11 protein-coding genes and 6 pseudogenes are annotated in these 16,056 nt (G+C 56.0%); 5 read left to right on the top strand and 12 right to left on the bottom strand.

Going from position 1 to position 16,056, the window contains the following annotated elements; translation table 11 throughout:
• Position 1 precedes the first annotated feature (1 nt).
• The 3 genes and pseudogenes from QQM41_RS15760 to QQM41_RS14710 all read right to left on the bottom strand — a co-directional run.
• Positions 2-282, bottom strand: a pseudogene (locus QQM41_RS15760) (recombinase family protein); the annotation flags it as partial.
• A gap of 171 nt (positions 283-453) precedes the next feature.
• Positions 454-1,839, bottom strand: coding sequence for an IS1380-like element IS1380A family transposase (locus tag QQM41_RS14705; protein ID WP_339078230.1), 1,386 nt, complete (start codon positions 1,837-1,839; stop codon positions 454-456).
• 91 nt (positions 1,840-1,930) lie between these two features.
• Positions 1,931-2,323 (bottom strand): annotated as a pseudogene (locus QQM41_RS14710) (transposase); the annotation flags it as partial.
• Between the two features lie 87 nt (positions 2,324-2,410).
• Here QQM41_RS14710 and QQM41_RS14715 point away from each other — a divergent pair.
• The gene (locus QQM41_RS14715) at positions 2,411-3,433 is read left to right on the top strand and encodes an IS110 family transposase (protein ID WP_339076906.1); all 1,023 of its coding nucleotides are present in this window, start codon (positions 2,411-2,413) and stop codon (positions 3,431-3,433) included.
• Positions 3,434-3,649: 216 nt separating this feature from the next.
• Here the strand turns inward: QQM41_RS14715 and QQM41_RS14720 are convergent, their stop codons facing one another.
• On the bottom strand, positions 3,650-4,297 hold the full coding sequence (locus QQM41_RS14720; RefSeq protein ID WP_339078231.1) for a transposase: 648 nt from the start codon (positions 4,295-4,297) through the stop codon (positions 3,650-3,652).
• Positions 4,298-4,515: 218 nt separating this feature from the next.
• Between QQM41_RS14720 and QQM41_RS14725 the strand changes: the two genes are divergently transcribed.
• Together QQM41_RS14725 and QQM41_RS14730 are read left to right on the top strand one after the other, a co-directional pair.
• Positions 4,516-5,603 (top strand): IS3 family transposase gene (locus QQM41_RS14725; RefSeq protein WP_339078232.1). Its coding sequence is split into 2 segments (ribosomal slippage): positions 4,516-4,777 and positions 4,777-5,603, totalling 1,089 coding nucleotides; the frame shifts between segments, so codons are not numbered across the junction.
• Positions 5,604-5,659: 56 nt separating this feature from the next.
• Positions 5,660-6,424: a type IV secretory system conjugative DNA transfer family protein gene (locus tag QQM41_RS14730; protein ID WP_339078233.1), complete on the top strand. Its 765-nt coding sequence runs from the start codon at positions 5,660-5,662 to the stop codon at positions 6,422-6,424.
• A 66-nt stretch (positions 6,425-6,490) separates the two neighbouring features.
• Here QQM41_RS14730 and QQM41_RS14735 read toward each other — a convergent pair whose 3' ends face one another.
• The 6 genes and pseudogenes from QQM41_RS14735 to QQM41_RS14760 all read right to left on the bottom strand — a co-directional run.
• Positions 6,491-6,640 (bottom strand): DUF2474 domain-containing protein, encoded by a 150-nt coding sequence (locus tag QQM41_RS14735; RefSeq protein WP_007397858.1) that lies wholly within the window; start codon positions 6,638-6,640, stop codon positions 6,491-6,493.
• A complete protein-coding gene (gene cydB, locus QQM41_RS14740) occupies positions 6,627-7,646 on the bottom strand; it encodes a cytochrome d ubiquinol oxidase subunit II (protein WP_006115550.1) in 1,020 nt (339 codons plus the stop codon). Before cydB ends, QQM41_RS14735 begins: the two co-directional genes overlap by 14 nt.
• Before the next feature lie 2 nt (positions 7,647-7,648).
• Positions 7,649-9,082, bottom strand: a complete 1,434-nt coding sequence (locus tag QQM41_RS14745) for a cytochrome ubiquinol oxidase subunit I (RefSeq protein ID WP_006115551.1) — start codon at positions 9,080-9,082, stop codon at positions 7,649-7,651.
• Between the two features lie 435 nt (positions 9,083-9,517).
• A pseudogene (locus QQM41_RS14750) lies at positions 9,518-9,808 on the bottom strand (integrase core domain-containing protein); the annotation flags it as partial.
• Between the two features lie 270 nt (positions 9,809-10,078).
• The gene (locus tag QQM41_RS14755) at positions 10,079-11,101 is read right to left on the bottom strand and encodes an IS110 family transposase (RefSeq protein ID WP_041247965.1); all 1,023 of its coding nucleotides are present in this window, start codon (positions 11,099-11,101) and stop codon (positions 10,079-10,081) included.
• 261 nt (positions 11,102-11,362) lie between these two features.
• Positions 11,363-12,154 (bottom strand): annotated as a pseudogene (locus QQM41_RS14760) (IS1380-like element IS1380A family transposase); the annotation flags it as partial.
• An 87-nt stretch (positions 12,155-12,241) separates the two neighbouring features.
• On the opposite strand from QQM41_RS14760, the gene QQM41_RS14765 reads away from it, so the two are divergent.
• Complete coding sequence (locus QQM41_RS14765; RefSeq protein WP_339076906.1) at positions 12,242-13,264, top strand: IS110 family transposase; 1,023 nt, start codon at positions 12,242-12,244, stop codon at positions 13,262-13,264.
• 543 nt (positions 13,265-13,807) lie between these two features.
• Here QQM41_RS14765 and QQM41_RS14770 read toward each other — a convergent pair.
• Together QQM41_RS14770 and QQM41_RS14775 are read right to left on the bottom strand one after the other, a co-directional pair.
• Positions 13,808-14,848 carry an IS110 family transposase gene (locus QQM41_RS14770; protein WP_012813095.1) on the bottom strand — a complete coding sequence of 347 codons (1,041 nt, stop codon included), beginning with the start codon at positions 14,846-14,848 and terminating at the stop codon, positions 13,808-13,810.
• A gap of 74 nt (positions 14,849-14,922) precedes the next feature.
• Positions 14,923-15,525, bottom strand: a pseudogene (locus tag QQM41_RS14775) (IS1380-like element IS1380A family transposase); the annotation flags it as partial.
• Between the two features lie 94 nt (positions 15,526-15,619).
• Between QQM41_RS14775 and QQM41_RS14780 the strand changes: the two are divergent.
• Positions 15,620-15,862, top strand: a pseudogene (locus QQM41_RS14780) (IS5/IS1182 family transposase); the annotation flags it as partial.
• Positions 15,863-16,056: the final 194 nt, after the last annotated feature.

The following is a 16,056-nucleotide window of genomic DNA, read 5'->3' on the forward strand; positions in this document are numbered from 1 at the left end:
CTCTTTCGACATCAGCTAAACCTCCAAGGACAGCAAGCATAAGCCGACCCGTGCTGGTAGTTGTATCGGTCCATGGTTCTGCCAAAGAGTAAAACTGAGCTTTTTTTCGGTAATACTTTTAACTATAGCGAATAAATCAAACGTACTGCGTGCCAGCCGATCAAGGCGAGTGACCACAATTGATTGTCCCTCTTTCAGATTACCGATGAGTTTCTGAAGTTCTGCACGGTTTGCATCTGCCCCACTAGCTTTTTCACGATAGATTCGACGCGGATTTCTCACACTTGAGGCAATTTCGGGTCATTTTGTAGAATTCAGTCATCCCACAGGAGCCCGATCTGGAATATTGACGATATTCTGCTTCTGGCGGCGGGTTCTGAACGCAGTGAGGGTGTCACGGCCTGAGAAGGCAGTGTTGGTGGAAGCCATGTGGTCTGTGCACTGTCTGTTTCTTCAGATGGCCTGCCGGAGCCTTCGCAATCGTGCATGAGCGAGGGCGAATTCGTGCTGACAGGGGAACATGTCCGGCATGAACAGGACAATCCGACGGACGCTGAGCGTTACACGTGTCGCGATTTTGAGCAGTCGTGCGCGTATGGTGCCACAGGTCGCCGTCTCCAGGCTGGTCTGGCCAAGGGCCAGTCTTTGCAGAGCGGTCAGCAGGACATAGGCTGCGGCCGAGAACCACAGCCGGAGCTGGTTGGCCCGGATGGTGTGGGACGAGGTCCTGTCTGAGAACAGATCCATCTGGCATTCCTTGATGCGGTTTTCCATATCCCCGCGTGCGCAGTAAATCTGTTCGTAGAGATGGCGGGGGTCGGACATTCCCTGCGGTAGCGTGGTGACAATAAAGCGATGATAGCGGTTGCCGTGGCGCCATTCGGCCTTGGCCACCACCCGCCTGCGGCGCGTCCAGCTGTCCTTTGTGATCCAGTCAAAGGAGGCGAAACCGCGCGCAGCTCTGCCTGTCGTGGCGGCTTCGTCACGAACCTCAGCGGACAAAGAGGCAATCCGGTCATACAGGCGGGTGTTGCCTGCAAGCCCGAACAGGAAGTCAACGTGGTTGTCTTCGCACCATGTCATCAGACTGTCCCGGGCGAAACCGCTGTCCCCACGCGCCAGGATACGCACCCGGGGCCAGCGGTTCCTAATCTGCTCCACGATCCGGCTGATGTCTGCCAGTGCTTCCTTCCCCGGGTCCCGGTCTGCCGTGCGCAGGGTGGCGCTCAGGAGATGGTCTCCGCAGAAGATGTATAACGGCAGATAGCAGTTATGGCCGTAATACCCATGAAAGGCCCGGCCTTCCTGATGGCCATGGATACGGTCATCGGTGGCATCCACATCCAGAACGATCCGGGCGGGTGCGCGCTCATGCTGGTCCATGAAGAGCGTCACGAACAGGGTAGCCAGGGCCTCATGATCAGCAATGATGCGGCAGTAACGATCTGCCTTGTGGCCACTGCGCTCCAACCGGTTCAGTGTAGATTTGCCAGCCAGTGCTGCGCAGTTTGCCCGGCCTCCTGACAGACGACCCGAGGCCAGACCAAAGATCAGGTCATGCCGCAGGGCATCGTGATCATTGAGATCTTCATAGCCCAGTGCCAGGCCCATGATCCGCTGACGGACAAGGTCTTCAACCCGGTATTCCACAAAGCCGGGATGCCGCTTATCGCGAAAACAGGCAGCAAAGCGGCGGCTGAGACCCAGAATGTCATCAGCCTGCTTCACCAGAATGACGCCCCCATCCGAACTCATGCGACCCCCGTCAAAACGGGCCACAACACGCCGTCCACAGGAGGCTGGAAACTCATACGCGCCTGCGCTACACTCTGTCTGCATCGGGTTTTCTTGATGATTATGGAAATTTCTTTTGTGCAAAACAGACTTTTTCATAATCTAACCCGATGTACAACCCTTCTGTGAGATTTCCGCGATGATAGCGGTTGCCGTGGCGCCATTCGGCCTTGGCCACGACCCGCCTGCGGCGCGTCCAGCTGTCCTTTGTGATCCAGTCAAAGGAGGCGAAACCGCGCGCAGCTCTGCCTGTCGTGGCGGCTTCGTCACGAACCTCAGCGGACAAAGAGGCAATCCGGTCATACAGGCGGGTGTTGCCTGCAAGCCCGAACAGGAAGTCAACGTGGTTGTCTTCGCACCATGTCATCAGACTGTCCCGGGCGAAACCGCTGTCCCCACGCACCAGGATACGCACCCGGGGCCAACGGTTCCTGATCTGCTCCACGATCCGGCGGATGTCTGCCAGTGCTTCCTTCCCCGGGTCCCTGTCTGCCGTGCGCAGGGTAGCGCTGAGGAGATGGTCCCCGCAGATGGGGTGGTTGCCGTCCTCCCCGCACGGCATCGCAATGTGCCAGAATGGTCGTTGAGTAAAAACAACCGCGTGAAAGGACGGCAGATGAAGGATACAGTGATTGGCGTTGATCTGGCAAAGACCATTTTCCAGGTTCATGGAGCTTCGCGTGCGGGCGAGGTGATGTTTCGCAAAAAGCTGCGTCGTCAGCAGTTTATGCAGTTCATGGCAACGCAGCCGCCTGCTCTGGTCGTTCTTGAAGCGTGCGGGAGCGCGCATTACTGGGCCCGCGAACTGGCGGCATCTGGTCACGAGGTCAGACTGATCGCTCCGCAGTATGTGAAGCCTTTCGTGAAGCGGCAGAAGAACGATGCTGCCGACGCGGAAGCGATCGTCATTGCGGCCCGTCAGCCGGAAATGCGCTTTGTCGAACCGCGCACTCAAGCGCAGCAGGCCCGAAGCGTTCTCTTTCGCTCCCGCGAGCGTCTGGTGCACCAACGCACGGAACTGGTGAATGCCCTGCGTGCCGTTCTGTATGAATTCGGTCTCGTCGTGCCACAGGGGATTGCGCATATCAAACGCATTGAGGCCATGCTGGATGAGGCAGTTCTGCCAGAGCTTGTAAGGCAGGAATGCCTTGATCTGCTGCAACAGATTTCGGAGCAGAGTGTGCGAATTGATGCCAGAACAAAGAAGATCAGGATGCTTGCCCAGGGAAGTGAAACCGCCTGCAGATTGCAGAGCATGCCTGGAGTGGGTCCTCTGACCGCTCTTGCGGTTGAGGCTTTTGCGCCTGACCTGCAGACCTTCCGGCGCGGGCGCGACTTTGCTGCGTGGCTGGGACTGGTGCCCCGGCAGTTCTCATCTGGCGGAAAGGAAAGGCTGGGGAGGATATCAAAAGCCGGACAGGCTGATATCCGCAGGCTTCTCATCATGGGTGCCATGACCCAGGTGAACTGGGCCAGTCGCAAGGGCCCAGCACCGGGAAGCTGGCTGGCACGGATGCTGGCCCGCAAGCCCCGTATGCTGGTAGCGATTGCCCTGGCCAACAGGATGGCAAGGGCAATCTGGGCCATGGCAACGAAACAGGAGGATTATCGGGATCCGGCCCTGTCCGTGGCAGCCTGAGCGATGGCTCGGCTCCCGCGGATGGAACCGGTAGGGGTGTGAGAGGGCGATGACCTGAATGGGCGCATGATCGTTTGATCCGGATCGGAAAAACCAGTATGTCTTTTCGTACTTTCAAGCACGCCCCGCAGATTTGGATCTGATCCGCTGATCACCATACCGGCCAGTGGCTTCTGAAAGGCCACATCAACAGGCCTTACAGAAGACCGCACACGATCACACGTCAATATGGGTCAGAAAACTCTTGCATAACGGACGGCAACCACAGAAGAAGACATACAGGGGAAGATAGCAGTTATGGCCGTAATATCCATGAAAGGCGCGGCCTTCCTGATGGCCATGGATACGGTCATCGGTGGCATCCACATCCAGAACGATCCGGGCGGGTGCGTGCTCATGCTGGTCAAGGAAGAGCGTGACGAACAGGGTAGCCAGGGCCTCATGATCAGCAATGATCCGACAGTAACGATCTGCCTGCTGCCCACTGCGCTCCAACCGGTTCAGTGTAGATTTGCCAGCCAATGCTGCGCAGTTTGCCCGGCCTCCTGACAGACGACCCGAGGCCAGACCAAAGATCAGGTCATGCCGCAGGGCATCGTGATCATTGAGATCTTCATAGCCCAGTGCCAGGCCCATGATCCGCTGACGGACAAGGTCTTCAACCCGGTATTCCACAAAGCCGGGATGCCGCTTATCGCGAAAACAGGCAGCAAAGCGGCGGCTGAGACCCAGAATGTCATCAGCCTGCTTCACCAGAATGACGCCCCCATCCGAACTCATGCGACCCCCGTCAAAACGGGCCACAACACGCCGTCCACAGGAGGCTGGAAACTCATACGCGCCTGCGCTACACTCTGTCTGCATCGGGTTTTCTTGATGATTATGGAAATTTCTTTTACACAAAATAGTCTTTTTCATAATCTAACCCGATGTACAACCCTTCTGTGAGATTTCCGCGTCGACGGCATCCGTAATCTTTGAGTGTTTTAACCTGATGTTAAGGGTGCCGTTCGGTAATCCCCCCATAAAAAGAGTGACTTTTGAATGAGAATTTTCTCAGCGTAAGAATTGAGGAGATTCTGATGAAGAGTGATCGCTTTAGTGACGCCCAGATCATGGGTGTGATCCGCCAGGCTGAGGGCGGTGTCCCGGTTCCTGACCTGTGCCGGGAGCATGGGATTAGCAACGCCACGTTTTACCGGTGGCGCGCGAAATATGGCGGCATGGATGCTTCGATGATCAGTCAGATGAAGGCTCTGGAAGAGGAGAACCGTCGGCTGAAGCGCATGTATGCGGATTTGAGCATGCAGACGGATATCCTGAAGGAAGCCCTTGGAAAAAAATGAAGCGGCCAGCCCAGCGCCGGGAACTGGCCGCACAGGCTGTGGCGCATCATGGGGTCAGCATTGCGCTGGCCTGTCGGATTTTTGGGATATCCGAGACCTGCTTTCGCTATCGTCCGCGACTGGCAGCGGAGAACGACAGGATTGCCGCTCTTCTGGTGGGACTGACCCAGGCTCACAGGAGATGGGGATTTGGTCTGTGTTTCCTGTATCTGCGCAATGTGCAGGGACAGCTCTGGAATCATAAGCGGGTTTATCGGATCTATCGGGAACTGGAGTTCAACCTGCGGATTAAACCCCGCAGGCGTCTGGTTCGCGAAAAGCCTGAAAAGCTGTCGGTTCCGGCCCTTCCCAACAGGGTCTGGTCCATGGATTTTATGGCGGACAGACTTTTGGATGGACGTGCTTTTCAGCTCCTGAACATTCTGGATGACTTCAATCGTGAAGGACTGGCGATCGAGGTTGATTTTTCCCTGCCAGCCTGTCGGGTTGTCCGCTGTCTGGAACAGGTTATGGAGTGGCGTGGCAGGCCAGAAGCCATCCGAATGGATAATGGCCCTGAATATGTCAGTCATACGTTGGTTTCATGGGCCGAAAAACAGGGGATTACCCTGATCTATACGCAACCGGGTAATTCGCAGCAGAACGCCTCTATTGAACGCTACAACAGAACTGTCCGGCAGGAATGGCTGGAGCAGTATTTGTTTGAAAGCATTCAGGACGTGCAGGAGGTCGCAACACAATGGCTCTGGACATATAACCATGACAGACCCAACATGGGGAACAGCGGGCTAACCCCCGCCCAGAAACTAAAAACAGCTGCCTGAAGTCTCATTCAATGCCCCACTAAAAATGGGGGGATTACCCCGGCACGCTTAAGGGATTGGTCGATAAGACATTCTCCGGCGTGTATGGCAATGCCGATGACAAGAAATCCTGGCTCAGTAATCCCGCTTTCTCAGATCTCGTGTCAGGAGATAGTTTCCGGTCGTCTGACCTGGTAGACGGCAAGACGGATATTTTCGTGCAGTTGCCCTTGCGAGCCTTGGAAAATACACCAGAAATCGGCCGCACGATCATTGGAGCCTTGTTGAACGCTGTTTATGAGGCAGATGGCAACATCCAGAATCGGGTTCTTTTCCTGTTGGATGAGGTTGCTCGTCTTGGGCGGATGCGAATCATGGCAACGGCGCGGGATGCAGGCCGGAAATATGGCATCACTCTGAGGCTACTTTACCAGTCGGTCGGCCAGCTTGAAGAACAATGGGGGCGCGAGGGAAAGCGGGCATGGTACGAGGCGGCCGCGCATCGGACATATGTTGCGATCTCTGACCTCGATACGGCAAAGGAACTAGAAGAAACCTTTGGTCAGTATGGCGTCATGGCGACATCCGAAGGTAGTAATTCCGGCACGTCGGGAAAGGGGTGGGAAGCCGGCAACCGCTCACGCGGTACGAACACCAGCTACCACGAAATTAGTCGTCCCCTGATCCGCCGTGAAGAGTTGCTCAATGATGCGCGGGTGGATGAAGCGTTTGTTGTGGTTCGGGGCGGTCGCCCATTGCGTTGTGGAATGCCGATCTATTTCCGGCGGCCTGAAATCAGGGAAAAGATTGCAGCTAATCGGTTTAATAAGCACTTGGGGTGAGGTTCGAGAGGGTATAATCAATGTTGAAAAATGAACCTGTGGTTGTCAAAACAACCACAGGTTTAGTCATTTTGGTACGATCAGGTGAACAAGCGAGGCACTTACGAATAACGCTACTGTGCTAAGCGCCCAGATGCCGATGAACCAGCCGATACGCTGGCTAAGTCGCCGGGGCGCGTTGTCCCCATTGCCTTGTACGATTTCAATGATAGCCATCTGCTTCCGTTACCTTTCCGCGGAACACGCGATAGGAGTAAACCGTGTAGGTCAGGATGATCGGCAACAAGATGACGGTGCCGACCAGTTGGAAAAACTGACTGGAAGGGGGAGATGATACATCCCACAGCGTCAACTCGGGTGGAACAGCATATGGCCACACCGTAATCCCGAGGCCGGACAGGCAGAGAAAGAACCATCCGAGAGCACACAGGAAAGGTCCTTTGGAATGTCCACGGCGCAGACCGATGGTCAGCAGAAAACCCAGTGCGATTACCAGAAGAGGAACAGGTGCGACAAATGCGATATTTGGCCACTCGGTCCAGCGCCGCAGGTAGGGTGCGTGCAACATGGGCGTCCACAGGCTGACAGCTACGATACATACAAACAGCCCGATCGCCAGCAGCTTCGCCCATTTCCGGCAGGAGGCTTCCAGCACATCGGTCGTACGCCAGATAAGCCAGGTTGCACCCAGTAGGGCATAACCGCACATGACGGCCACTCCGCACAGCACGCTGAATGGGGTTAGCCAATCCAGTGAACCGCCAACAAAAGCCCCGTCCACGACCTTGATTCCCTGGACGACCCCTCCAAGGATTGCGCCCTGACAGAAGGCCGCGATGCCCGATCCTGCCATGAAGCCAGCGTCCCACAGTTTTTCGCGTCCAGTGCCGCGTGTCATGATACGAAATTCAAAGGCCACACCACGGAAGATCAGGGCAACCAGCATGAGCACGATCGGCAGGTAGAACGCAGGGAGTAGTGTTGAATAGGCCCCAGGAAAGACCCCATAGAGCGTAGCACCGCCAAGGACCATCCACGTTTCGTTCCCATCCCATACAGGGGCGATGGTGTTGACCATCACATCCCTGCGGGCTTCATGCCGCTCTACGGCGAACAGCATTCCAATGCCAAGGTCAAAGCCATCAAGGATGACATAGATGGTGATCGCAGCGACCAGAATAACGGCCCATATGATCGGAAGCCAGTATGCGACGTCCATCATGTTCAGGCTCCTTCGCCAGAAGAGGGATTGATGACTTTGGGATGAGTGCTTGTGGCCAGAATATTCGGGGCGTGAGAGGGGCTGGTTTCATGTTCACCTTCTTGTGGCGCGCGTGCCAGCAGGCGGCCCAGAATGCCGATCCCTGATCCGAATACGATTACGTAGACCACAACAAAGACGGTCATCGTCAGCGCCATATTGGACAGGGCGATTGGGGAAACACTGTCGGATGTCCTGAGCAGACCGTAGACGGTCCAGGGCTGACGGCCGACCTCGGTCGTAACCCAGCCGCACAACAATGCGATGAAACCGGTGGGCGCCATGCATACGGCGACCCGATGAAATCCTGGACTGCTAAACAGGGTTCCTCTGCGCCTTAACCAGAGCGACCAGAACCCGACAAGAACCATCAGCATCGCCAGCGCGATCATGATGCGGAAGGAAAAGAAGATCACGGGAGAAGGCGGCCGCTGGTCACGCGGGAAATCCTTCATGCCCGGTACTTTACCATTCAGGCTATGTGTCAGGATGAGTGACCCGGCCAGCGGCAGCCTGATAGCATAATCCGTATGTTCGGTTTTCATGTTGGGAATACCGAACAGCAGTTCCGGGGCACGCGCTTCTGATTCCCAATCCCCTTCCATCGCGGCAATCTTGACCGGCTGGTATTTGAGCGTGTTCAGCCCATGGGCGTCACCGGCGAGGACCTGTAGCGGGGCAACGAAGGCAGCCATCCACATTGCCATGGAAAACATCAGGCGCACCGGTTCGCTCGCCTGTGTGCCCGCACGGCGTGCCTTGAGCAGATGCCACGCCCCTGTCGCTCCTACTATAAAGGCAACCGAAAGAAAGGCCGCCAGACCCATATGCACAAGCCGGAAAGGAAAAGAGGGATTAAAAATAATGGCAAGCCAGTCTGCGGGTATGAAGCGACCGGTAGCAGCATCAATTGTGTATCCTTGTGGCGTCTGCATCCATGAGTTTGACGCTAGGATCCATGTCATCGAGATGAGTGTACCGACCGAGACACAGCATGTTGCTGCATAATGCAGGCCGCGTCCTACTTTGTTCATGCCAAAGAGCATGACCCCGAGGAAGCCCGCCTCGAGAAAGAAGGCTGTCATGACTTCATACGATAGGAGAACACCTGTAATAGGGCCGGCTTTCCGGGAGAAGACCGACCAGTTCGTGCCGAATTCATACGACATGACCAGCCCGGAGACGACGCCCATGCCAAAGACGATCGAGAATATCTTGATCCAGTATCGGTAGAGGTCGAGATAAGCTGACCGCCTGGTTTTAAGCCATAATCCTTCCAGCACGGCCAGATAGGCAGCCAGTCCGATTGAGAAGGCGGGAAAAACAATATGAACGCCTACGGTAAAGGCGAACTGGAAGCGTGCCAGAAGCAGCGCGATATCGTGAGATGGTTGCATGGGTAATTCCCCAAATCGTGATCCAGCCGCATTTATAAGAAACGTAAAATTTCCATAAATGACAGACTGTCAGACGGTTTTATTGTTATAATATTCGCACTGCCTGATAGGCGTGTATATCTGTTCCGTTTTGGTTTTGGAAACGTCTTTGGTTATCATACAGTCATCTTTCTAATAATCCTTCAACCATGACATATTGATAAGTGCAGAGTCTTCGGATTGTCTGGTATGAGTTCGCCATTTTTTCATAAAAATGATCTTATACGAGACTGATAACGTTAAGATACCAACAGGAGTTTCCGCGTGATCTTTCCTGAGACAGTCGTGGGCAGATGTCTGACGAAGTGGACTTCCTTAAGACCAATCCAGCGACCGAGTGCCTGATTGACCCGTCCGATCATTTCCTCGGAAGAAGGTATGACTTTTACACCGGAGTTAGGTGTTTGGTCCCGGGGTTTGATGGGTTGGATTGATGATGAATCTTTCTGGCTCTGAAGTCCATATTTTGCAGACGTATTCGTAAGGCGTGAGGCCACTCAGCGTCTTGAGCCTTCGCCCGAAATTATAAGCTGCCATGAAGTCGTTGAGGTGTGTCCTCAACTGCTCATGACTGTCGTAATGGAAGCGTTTGACGGTTGCCTCTTTGATTGTCCGGTTCATCCGTTCAACCTGACCATTGGTCCAGGGATGATTGGGTTTCGTCAGACGATGTTCGACGCGGATTTCTTCTGTGGTTACCGTCCGTTATGCAAGAGTTTTCTGACCCATATTGACGTGTGATCGTGTGCGGTCTTCTGTAAGGCCTGTTGATGTGGCCTTTCAGAAGCCACTGGCCGGTATGGTGATCAGCGGATCAGATCCAAATCTCACAGGCGTGCTTTAAAGCACAGAGAAATCCACTGGTTTTTCCGATCCGGATCAAACGATCATGCGCCCATTCAGGTCATCGCCCTCTCACACCCCTACCGGTTCCATCCGCGGAAGCCGAGCCATCGCTCAGGCTGCCACGGACAGGGCCGGATCCCGATAATCCTCCTGTTTTGTTGCCATGGCCCAGATGGCTCGTGCCATCCTGTTGGCCAGCGCAATGGCTACCAGCATACGGGGCTTGCGGGCCAGCATCCGTGCCAGCCAGCTTCCCGGTGCAGGGGCCTTACGGCTGGCCCAGTTCACCTGGGTCATGGCGCCCATGATGAGAAGCCTGCGGATATCAGCCTGCCCGGCTTTTGATATCTTCCCCAGCCTTTCCTTTCCGCCAGATGAGAACTGACGGGGCACCAGCCCCAGCCACGCAGCAAAGTCGCGCCCGCGCCGGAAGCTCTGCAGGTCAGGCGCAAAAGCTTCAATCGCAAGAGCGGTCAGAGGACCCACTCCAGGCATGCTCTGCAATCTGCAGGTGTTTTCACTTTCCTGGGCAAGCATCCTGATCTTCTTTGTTCTGACATCAATCCGCACACTCTGCTCCGAAATCTGTCGCAGCAGATCAAGGCATTCCTGCTTCACAGCCTCTGGCAGAACCGCCTCATCCAGCATGGCTTCAATGTGTCTGATATGCGCAATCCCCTGTGGCACGACGAGACCGAATTCATACAGAACGGCACGCAGGGCATTCACCAGTTCCGTGCGCTGGTGCACCAGACGCTGCCGGGCCCGGAAAAGAACGCCACGCGCCTGCTGCGCTTCAGTGCGTGGTTCGACAAAGCGCATTTCCGGCTGACGGGCCGCAATGACGATCGCTTCCGCATCAGCAGCATCGTTCTTCTGGCGCTTCACGAAAGGCTTCACATACTGCGGAGCGATCAGTCTGACCTCGTGACCAGCTCCTGCCAGTTCGCGAGCCCAGTAATGCGCGCTCCCGCACGCTTCAAGAACGACCAGAGCAGGCGGCTGCGTGGCCATGAACTGCATAAACTGCTGACGACGCAGCTTTTTGCGAAACATCACCTCGCCCGCACGCGAAGCTCCATGAACCTGGAAAATGTTCTTTGCCAGATCAACGCCTATCACTGTATCCTTCATCTGCCGTCCTTTCGCGCAGTCGTTTCTTTCAACGACCATTCTGGCACATTGCGATGCCGTGCGGGGAGGACGGCAACCACCCCATCTCACACTTGAGGCAATTTCGGGTCATTTTGTAGAATTCAGTCATCCCACAGGAGCCCGATCTGGAATATTGACGATATTCTGCTTCTGGCGGCGGGTTCTGAACGCAGTGAGGGTGTCACGACCTGAGAAGGCAGTGTTGGTGGAAGCTATGTGGTCTGTGCACTGTCTGTTTCTTCAGATGGCCTGCCGGAGCCTTCGCAATCGTGCATGAGCGAGGGCGAATTCATGCTGACAGGGGAACATGTCCGGCATGGACAGGACAATCCGACGGACGCTGAGCGTTACACGTGTCGCGATTTTGAGCAGCCGTGCGCGTATGGTGCCACAGGTCGCCGTCTCCAGGCTGGTCTGGCCAAGGGCCAGTCTTTGCAGAGCGGTCAGCAGGACATAGGCTGCGGCCGAGAACCACAGCCGGAGCTGGTTGGCCCGGATGGTGTGGGACGAGGTCCTGTCTGAGAACAGATCCATCTGGCATTCCTTGATGCGGTTTTCCATATCCCCGCGTGCGCAGTAAATCTGTTCGTAGAGATGGCGAGGGCCGGACATTCCCTGCGGTAGCGTGGTGACAATGAAGCGATGATAGCGGTTGCCGTGGCGCCATTCGACCTTGGCCACGACCCGCCTGCGGCGCGTCCAGCTGTCCTTTGTGATCCAGTCAAAGGAGGCGAAACCGCGCGCAGCTCTGCCTGTCGTGGCGGCTTCGTCACGAACCTCAGCGGACAAAGAGGCAATCCGGTCATACAGGCGGGTGTTGCCTGCAAGCCCGAACAGGAAGTCAACGTGGTTGTCTTCGCACCATGTCATCAGACTGTCCCGGGCGAAACCGCTGTCCCCACGCACCAGGATACGCACCCGAGGCCAACGGCTCCTGATCTGCTCCACGATCCGGCGGATGTCTGCCAGTGCTTCCTTCCCCGGGTCCCTGTCTGCCGTGCGCAGGGTAGCGCTGAGGAGATGGTCCCCGCAGATGGGGTGGTTGCCGTCCTCCCCGCACGGCATCGCAATGTGCCAGAATGGTCGTTGAGTAAAAACAACCGCGTGAAAGGACGGCAGATGAAGGATACAGTGATTGGCGTTGATCTGGCAAAGACCATTTTCCAGGTTCATGGAGCTTCGCGTGCGGGCGAGGTGATGTTTCGCAAAAAGCTGCGTCGTCAGCAGTTTATGCAGTTCATGGCAACGCAGCCGCCTGCTCTGGTCGTTCTTGAAGCGTGCGGGAGCGCGCATTACTGGGCCCGCGAACTGGCGGCATCTGGTCACGAGGTCAGACTGATCGCTCCGCAGTATGTGAAGCCTTTCGTGAAGCGGCAGAAGAACGATGCTGCCGACGCGGAAGCGATCGTCATTGCGGCCCGTCAGCCGGAAATGCGCTTTGTCGAACCGCGCACTCAAGCGCAGCAGGCCCGAAGCGTTCTCTTTCGCTCCCGCGAGCGTCTGGTGCACCAACGCACGGAACTGGTGAATGCCCTGCGTGCCGTTCTGTATGAATTCGGTCTCGTCGTGCCACAGGGGATTGCGCATATCAAACGCATTGAGGCCATGCTGGATGAGGCAGTTCTGCCAGAGCTTGTAAGGCAGGAATGCCTTGATCTGCTGCAACAGATTTCGGAGCAGAGTGTGCGAATTGATGCCAGAACAAAGAAGATCAGGATGCTTGCCCAGGGAAGTGAAACCGCCTGCAGATTGCAGAGCATGCCTGGAGTGGGTCCTCTGACCGCTCTTGCGGTTGAGGCTTTTGCGCCTGACCTGCAGACCTTCCGGCGCGGGCGCGACTTTGCTGCGTGGCTGGGACTGGTGCCCCGGCAGTTCTCATCTGGCGGAAAGGAAAGGCTGGGGAGGATATCAAAAGCCGGACAGGCTGATATCCGCAGGCTTCTCATCATGGGTGCCATGACCCAGGTGAACTGGGCCAGTCGCAAGGGCCCAGCACCGGGAAGCTGGCTGGCACGGATGCTGGCCCGCAAGCCCCGTATGCTGGTAGCGATTGCCCTGGCCAACAGGATGGCAAGGGCAATCTGGGCCATGGCAACGAAACAGGAGGATTATCGGGATCCGGCCCTGTCCGTGGCAGCCTGAGCGATGGCTCGGCTCCCGCGGATGGAACCGGTAGGGGTGTGAGAGGGCGATGACCTGAATGGGCGCATGATCGTTTGATCCGGATCGGAAAAACCAGTATGTCTTTTCGTACTTTCAAGCACGCCCCGCAGATTTGGATCTGATCCGCTGATCACCATACCGGCCAGTGGCTTCTGAAAGGCCACATCAACAGGCCTTACAGAAGACCGCACACGATCACACGTCAATATGGGTCAGAAAACTCTTGCATAACGGACGGCAACCATATGTGGACGGCTCCCCCTTGCAAGGGGCTAGGCAAGAAAATGATCGGATCTTTGCTTCCATATGTCCGGCCTGTTGATGCGGCCATAGGGTCGCTGGCCAAGATGGCTTCCGCAGCGTGAGCCCCAAACACAGAAGCGGTCTTTGATGACCACTGGTTGCCACGGGTTTTCTCACGCCATGGATCGATCGATCACACCATCTGCTCTATTACTTGCAAGCCACGACCTCAGCTCGGCACGAGAGCGTCAAATGTCAGCGCATCGTGCCAGGCTAAGCTCAAACAGCAGCTGCGCCGGGTTGCTGCAGAAGGCGCTTATAGTGTTCGCCGCTGACCATCAGTTTCCAGGCAATCCGCGCAATCTTATTGGCAAGGGCCACCGCTGCGAGTTTCGGTTTTTTGCGCTCCAGCAATTCACGTAACCAAGATGAGGCATTCTTCCCATTGGTCCGCCGGGCATGCGACACGACTGCGGTCGCGCCAACCACCAGCGTGCTTCGCAAGACCTCATCGCCAGCGCGTGTGATTCTGCCAAGCCTTGTTTTTCCACCGGTTGAGTGATCCCTGGGCGTCAATCCGATCCAGGCCGCAAAGGCTCGACCCGATTTGAACAGATGCGGATCAGGCGTTTTCATCATCAGCAGCGCTGCGCCGATCGGGCCAACGCCCGGAATTTTCGCAAGACGCTGACTGCATTCGTTGGCGCGGTGCCATGCCATCACCTTGCCCTCAAGCTGTTCGATTTCACCTTGCAATTCAGCATATTCCTTTGCGTGAAGGGCAAACAACTCGCGCGTCAATGTGGGCAGGCTTTCGTCCGCAGCGATCCGATCAAGGAGTGCCTCAATCCGGCACATGCCTTTGGGCGCCGTGATCCCAAACTCGGCAGCATATCCCCGGATCGTATTGGCGAGCTGTGTGCGGTTCCGGATAAGTCGTGCCCGCATTCCAATCAGCATCAACGCTGCCTGCTCTTCCTCGCTCTTGAGCGGGACGAACCGCATTGTAGGCCGACTCATCGCTTCACAGAGGGCTTCCGCGTCGGCGGCATCGTTTTTCCCGCGCTTGACATAAGGCTTCACGAGCTGCGGCGCGATCAGCTTCACTGTGTGTCCCAGACACGAGAGCACCCGCCCCCAGTAATGGGAGGCGCCACAGGCCTCAATCGCGATTTCAATCGGGGGCAGTTTCTCAAAAAACTTTACCATCTCCCGGCGGGATAGCTTCCTGCGCAAAACAGGCTGCTCCTTCGCGTTTACACCGTGCAATTGGAAAACACTTTTTGACGTGTCCATGCCAATACGGATAATTTGTTCCATGGGTGGCCTCCTCTGGGAATTCTGCAACGACTTCACCTTGGCACATCGCGATGCCGTTGGGAGCCGTCCACCCCATCACAGAAGAAGACATACAGGGGAAGATAGCAGTTATGGCCGTAATATCCATGAAAGGCGCGGCCTTCCTGATGGCCATGGATACGGTCATCGGTGGCATCCACATCCAGAACGATCCGGGCGGGTGCGTGCTCATGCTGGTCAAGGAAGAGCGTGACGAACAGGGTAGCCAGGGCCTCATGATCAGCAATGATGCGGCAGTAACGATCTGCCTTGTGGCCACTGCGCTCCAGCCGGTTCAGCGTGGATTTTCCTGCCAGTGCTGCGCAGTTTGCCCGGCCTCCTGACAGACGGCCCGAGGCCAGACCAAAGATCAGGTCATGCCGCAGGGCATCGTGATCATTGAGATCTTCATAGCCCAGTGCCAGGCCCATGATCCGCTGACGGACAAGGTCTTCAACCCGGTATTCCACAAAGCCGGGATGCCGCTTATCGCGAAAACAGGCAGCAAAGCGGCGGCTGAGACCCAGAATGTCATCAGCCTGCTTCACCAGAATGACGCCCCCATCCGAACTCATGCGACCCCCGTCAAAACGGGCCACAACACGCCGTCCACAGGAGGCTGGAAATTCATACGCGCCTGCGCTACACTCTGTCTGCATCGGGTTTTCTTATAGCTTACGAAAATTTCTTTTACACAAAATAGACTTTTTCATAATCTAACCCGATGTACAACCCTTCTGTGAGATTTCCGCGTCGAAGGTTCACAGGAAAAAGCCGCATCTCAAGCCTATGCCACGCCATATCCAACGGTCCAATGCAGGGAAGTCGGTGATCCGCTCGCGTGTCGAGCATGTCTTTGCCGATCAGAAATCACAGACAGGGCTGTTCGTCCGAACAGTGGGTATCACCCGGGCCACAATGAGGATCGGCCTGGCCAATATTGTCTACAACATGCGCCGCTTCCTCTTCCTCGAGAGGTTGAATGCGGGCACGTAGTCACCCCGGTGGCGATACTCCCCGGTCTGCTCAAATCGCAGAGCAAAAATCAGGATAAGGAACCTGAAATCACGCACAAGAGCACTCAGTCAAAGGTTTTTCGAACCCTCCAGCTCCTTCTGAGTCCATTTTTACAATTCAAGAAGACATTCGTAAACGATCGTTTGCAAAGGTGGCCAAGCCACCTGCGCGTG

The organism is Acetobacter sp. AC2005 (assembly GCF_037901235.1).
Lineage (GTDB): Bacteria > Pseudomonadota > Alphaproteobacteria > Acetobacterales > Acetobacteraceae > Acetobacter > Acetobacter oryzoeni.

Coding starts and splice junctions, on each gene's coding strand:
- QQM41_RS14765 (WP_339076906.1), top strand. CDS start 12,242: ATGAAGGATACAGTGATTGGCGTTGATCTGGCAAAGACCATTTTCCAG.
- cydB (WP_006115550.1), bottom strand. CDS start 7,646: ATGATGGACGTCGCATACTGGCTTCCGATCATATGGGCCGTTATTCTG.
- QQM41_RS14755 (WP_041247965.1), bottom strand. CDS start 11,101: ATGAAGGATACAGTGATAGGCGTTGATCTGGCAAAGAACATTTTCCAG.
- QQM41_RS14745 (WP_006115551.1), bottom strand. CDS start 9,082: ATGCAACCATCTCACGATATCGCGCTGCTTCTGGCACGCTTCCAGTTC.
- QQM41_RS14770 (WP_012813095.1), bottom strand. CDS start 14,848: ATGGAACAAATTATCCGTATTGGCATGGACACGTCAAAAAGTGTTTTC.
- QQM41_RS14705 (WP_339078230.1), bottom strand. CDS start 1,839: ATGCAGACAGAGTGTAGCGCAGGCGCGTATGAGTTTCCAGCCTCCTGT.
- QQM41_RS14720 (WP_339078231.1), bottom strand. CDS start 4,297: ATGCAGACAGAGTGTAGCGCAGGCGCGTATGAGTTTCCAGCCTCCTGT.
- QQM41_RS14715 (WP_339076906.1), top strand. CDS start 2,411: ATGAAGGATACAGTGATTGGCGTTGATCTGGCAAAGACCATTTTCCAG.
- QQM41_RS14735 (WP_007397858.1), bottom strand. CDS start 6,640: ATGGCTATCATTGAAATCGTACAAGGCAATGGGGACAACGCGCCCCGG.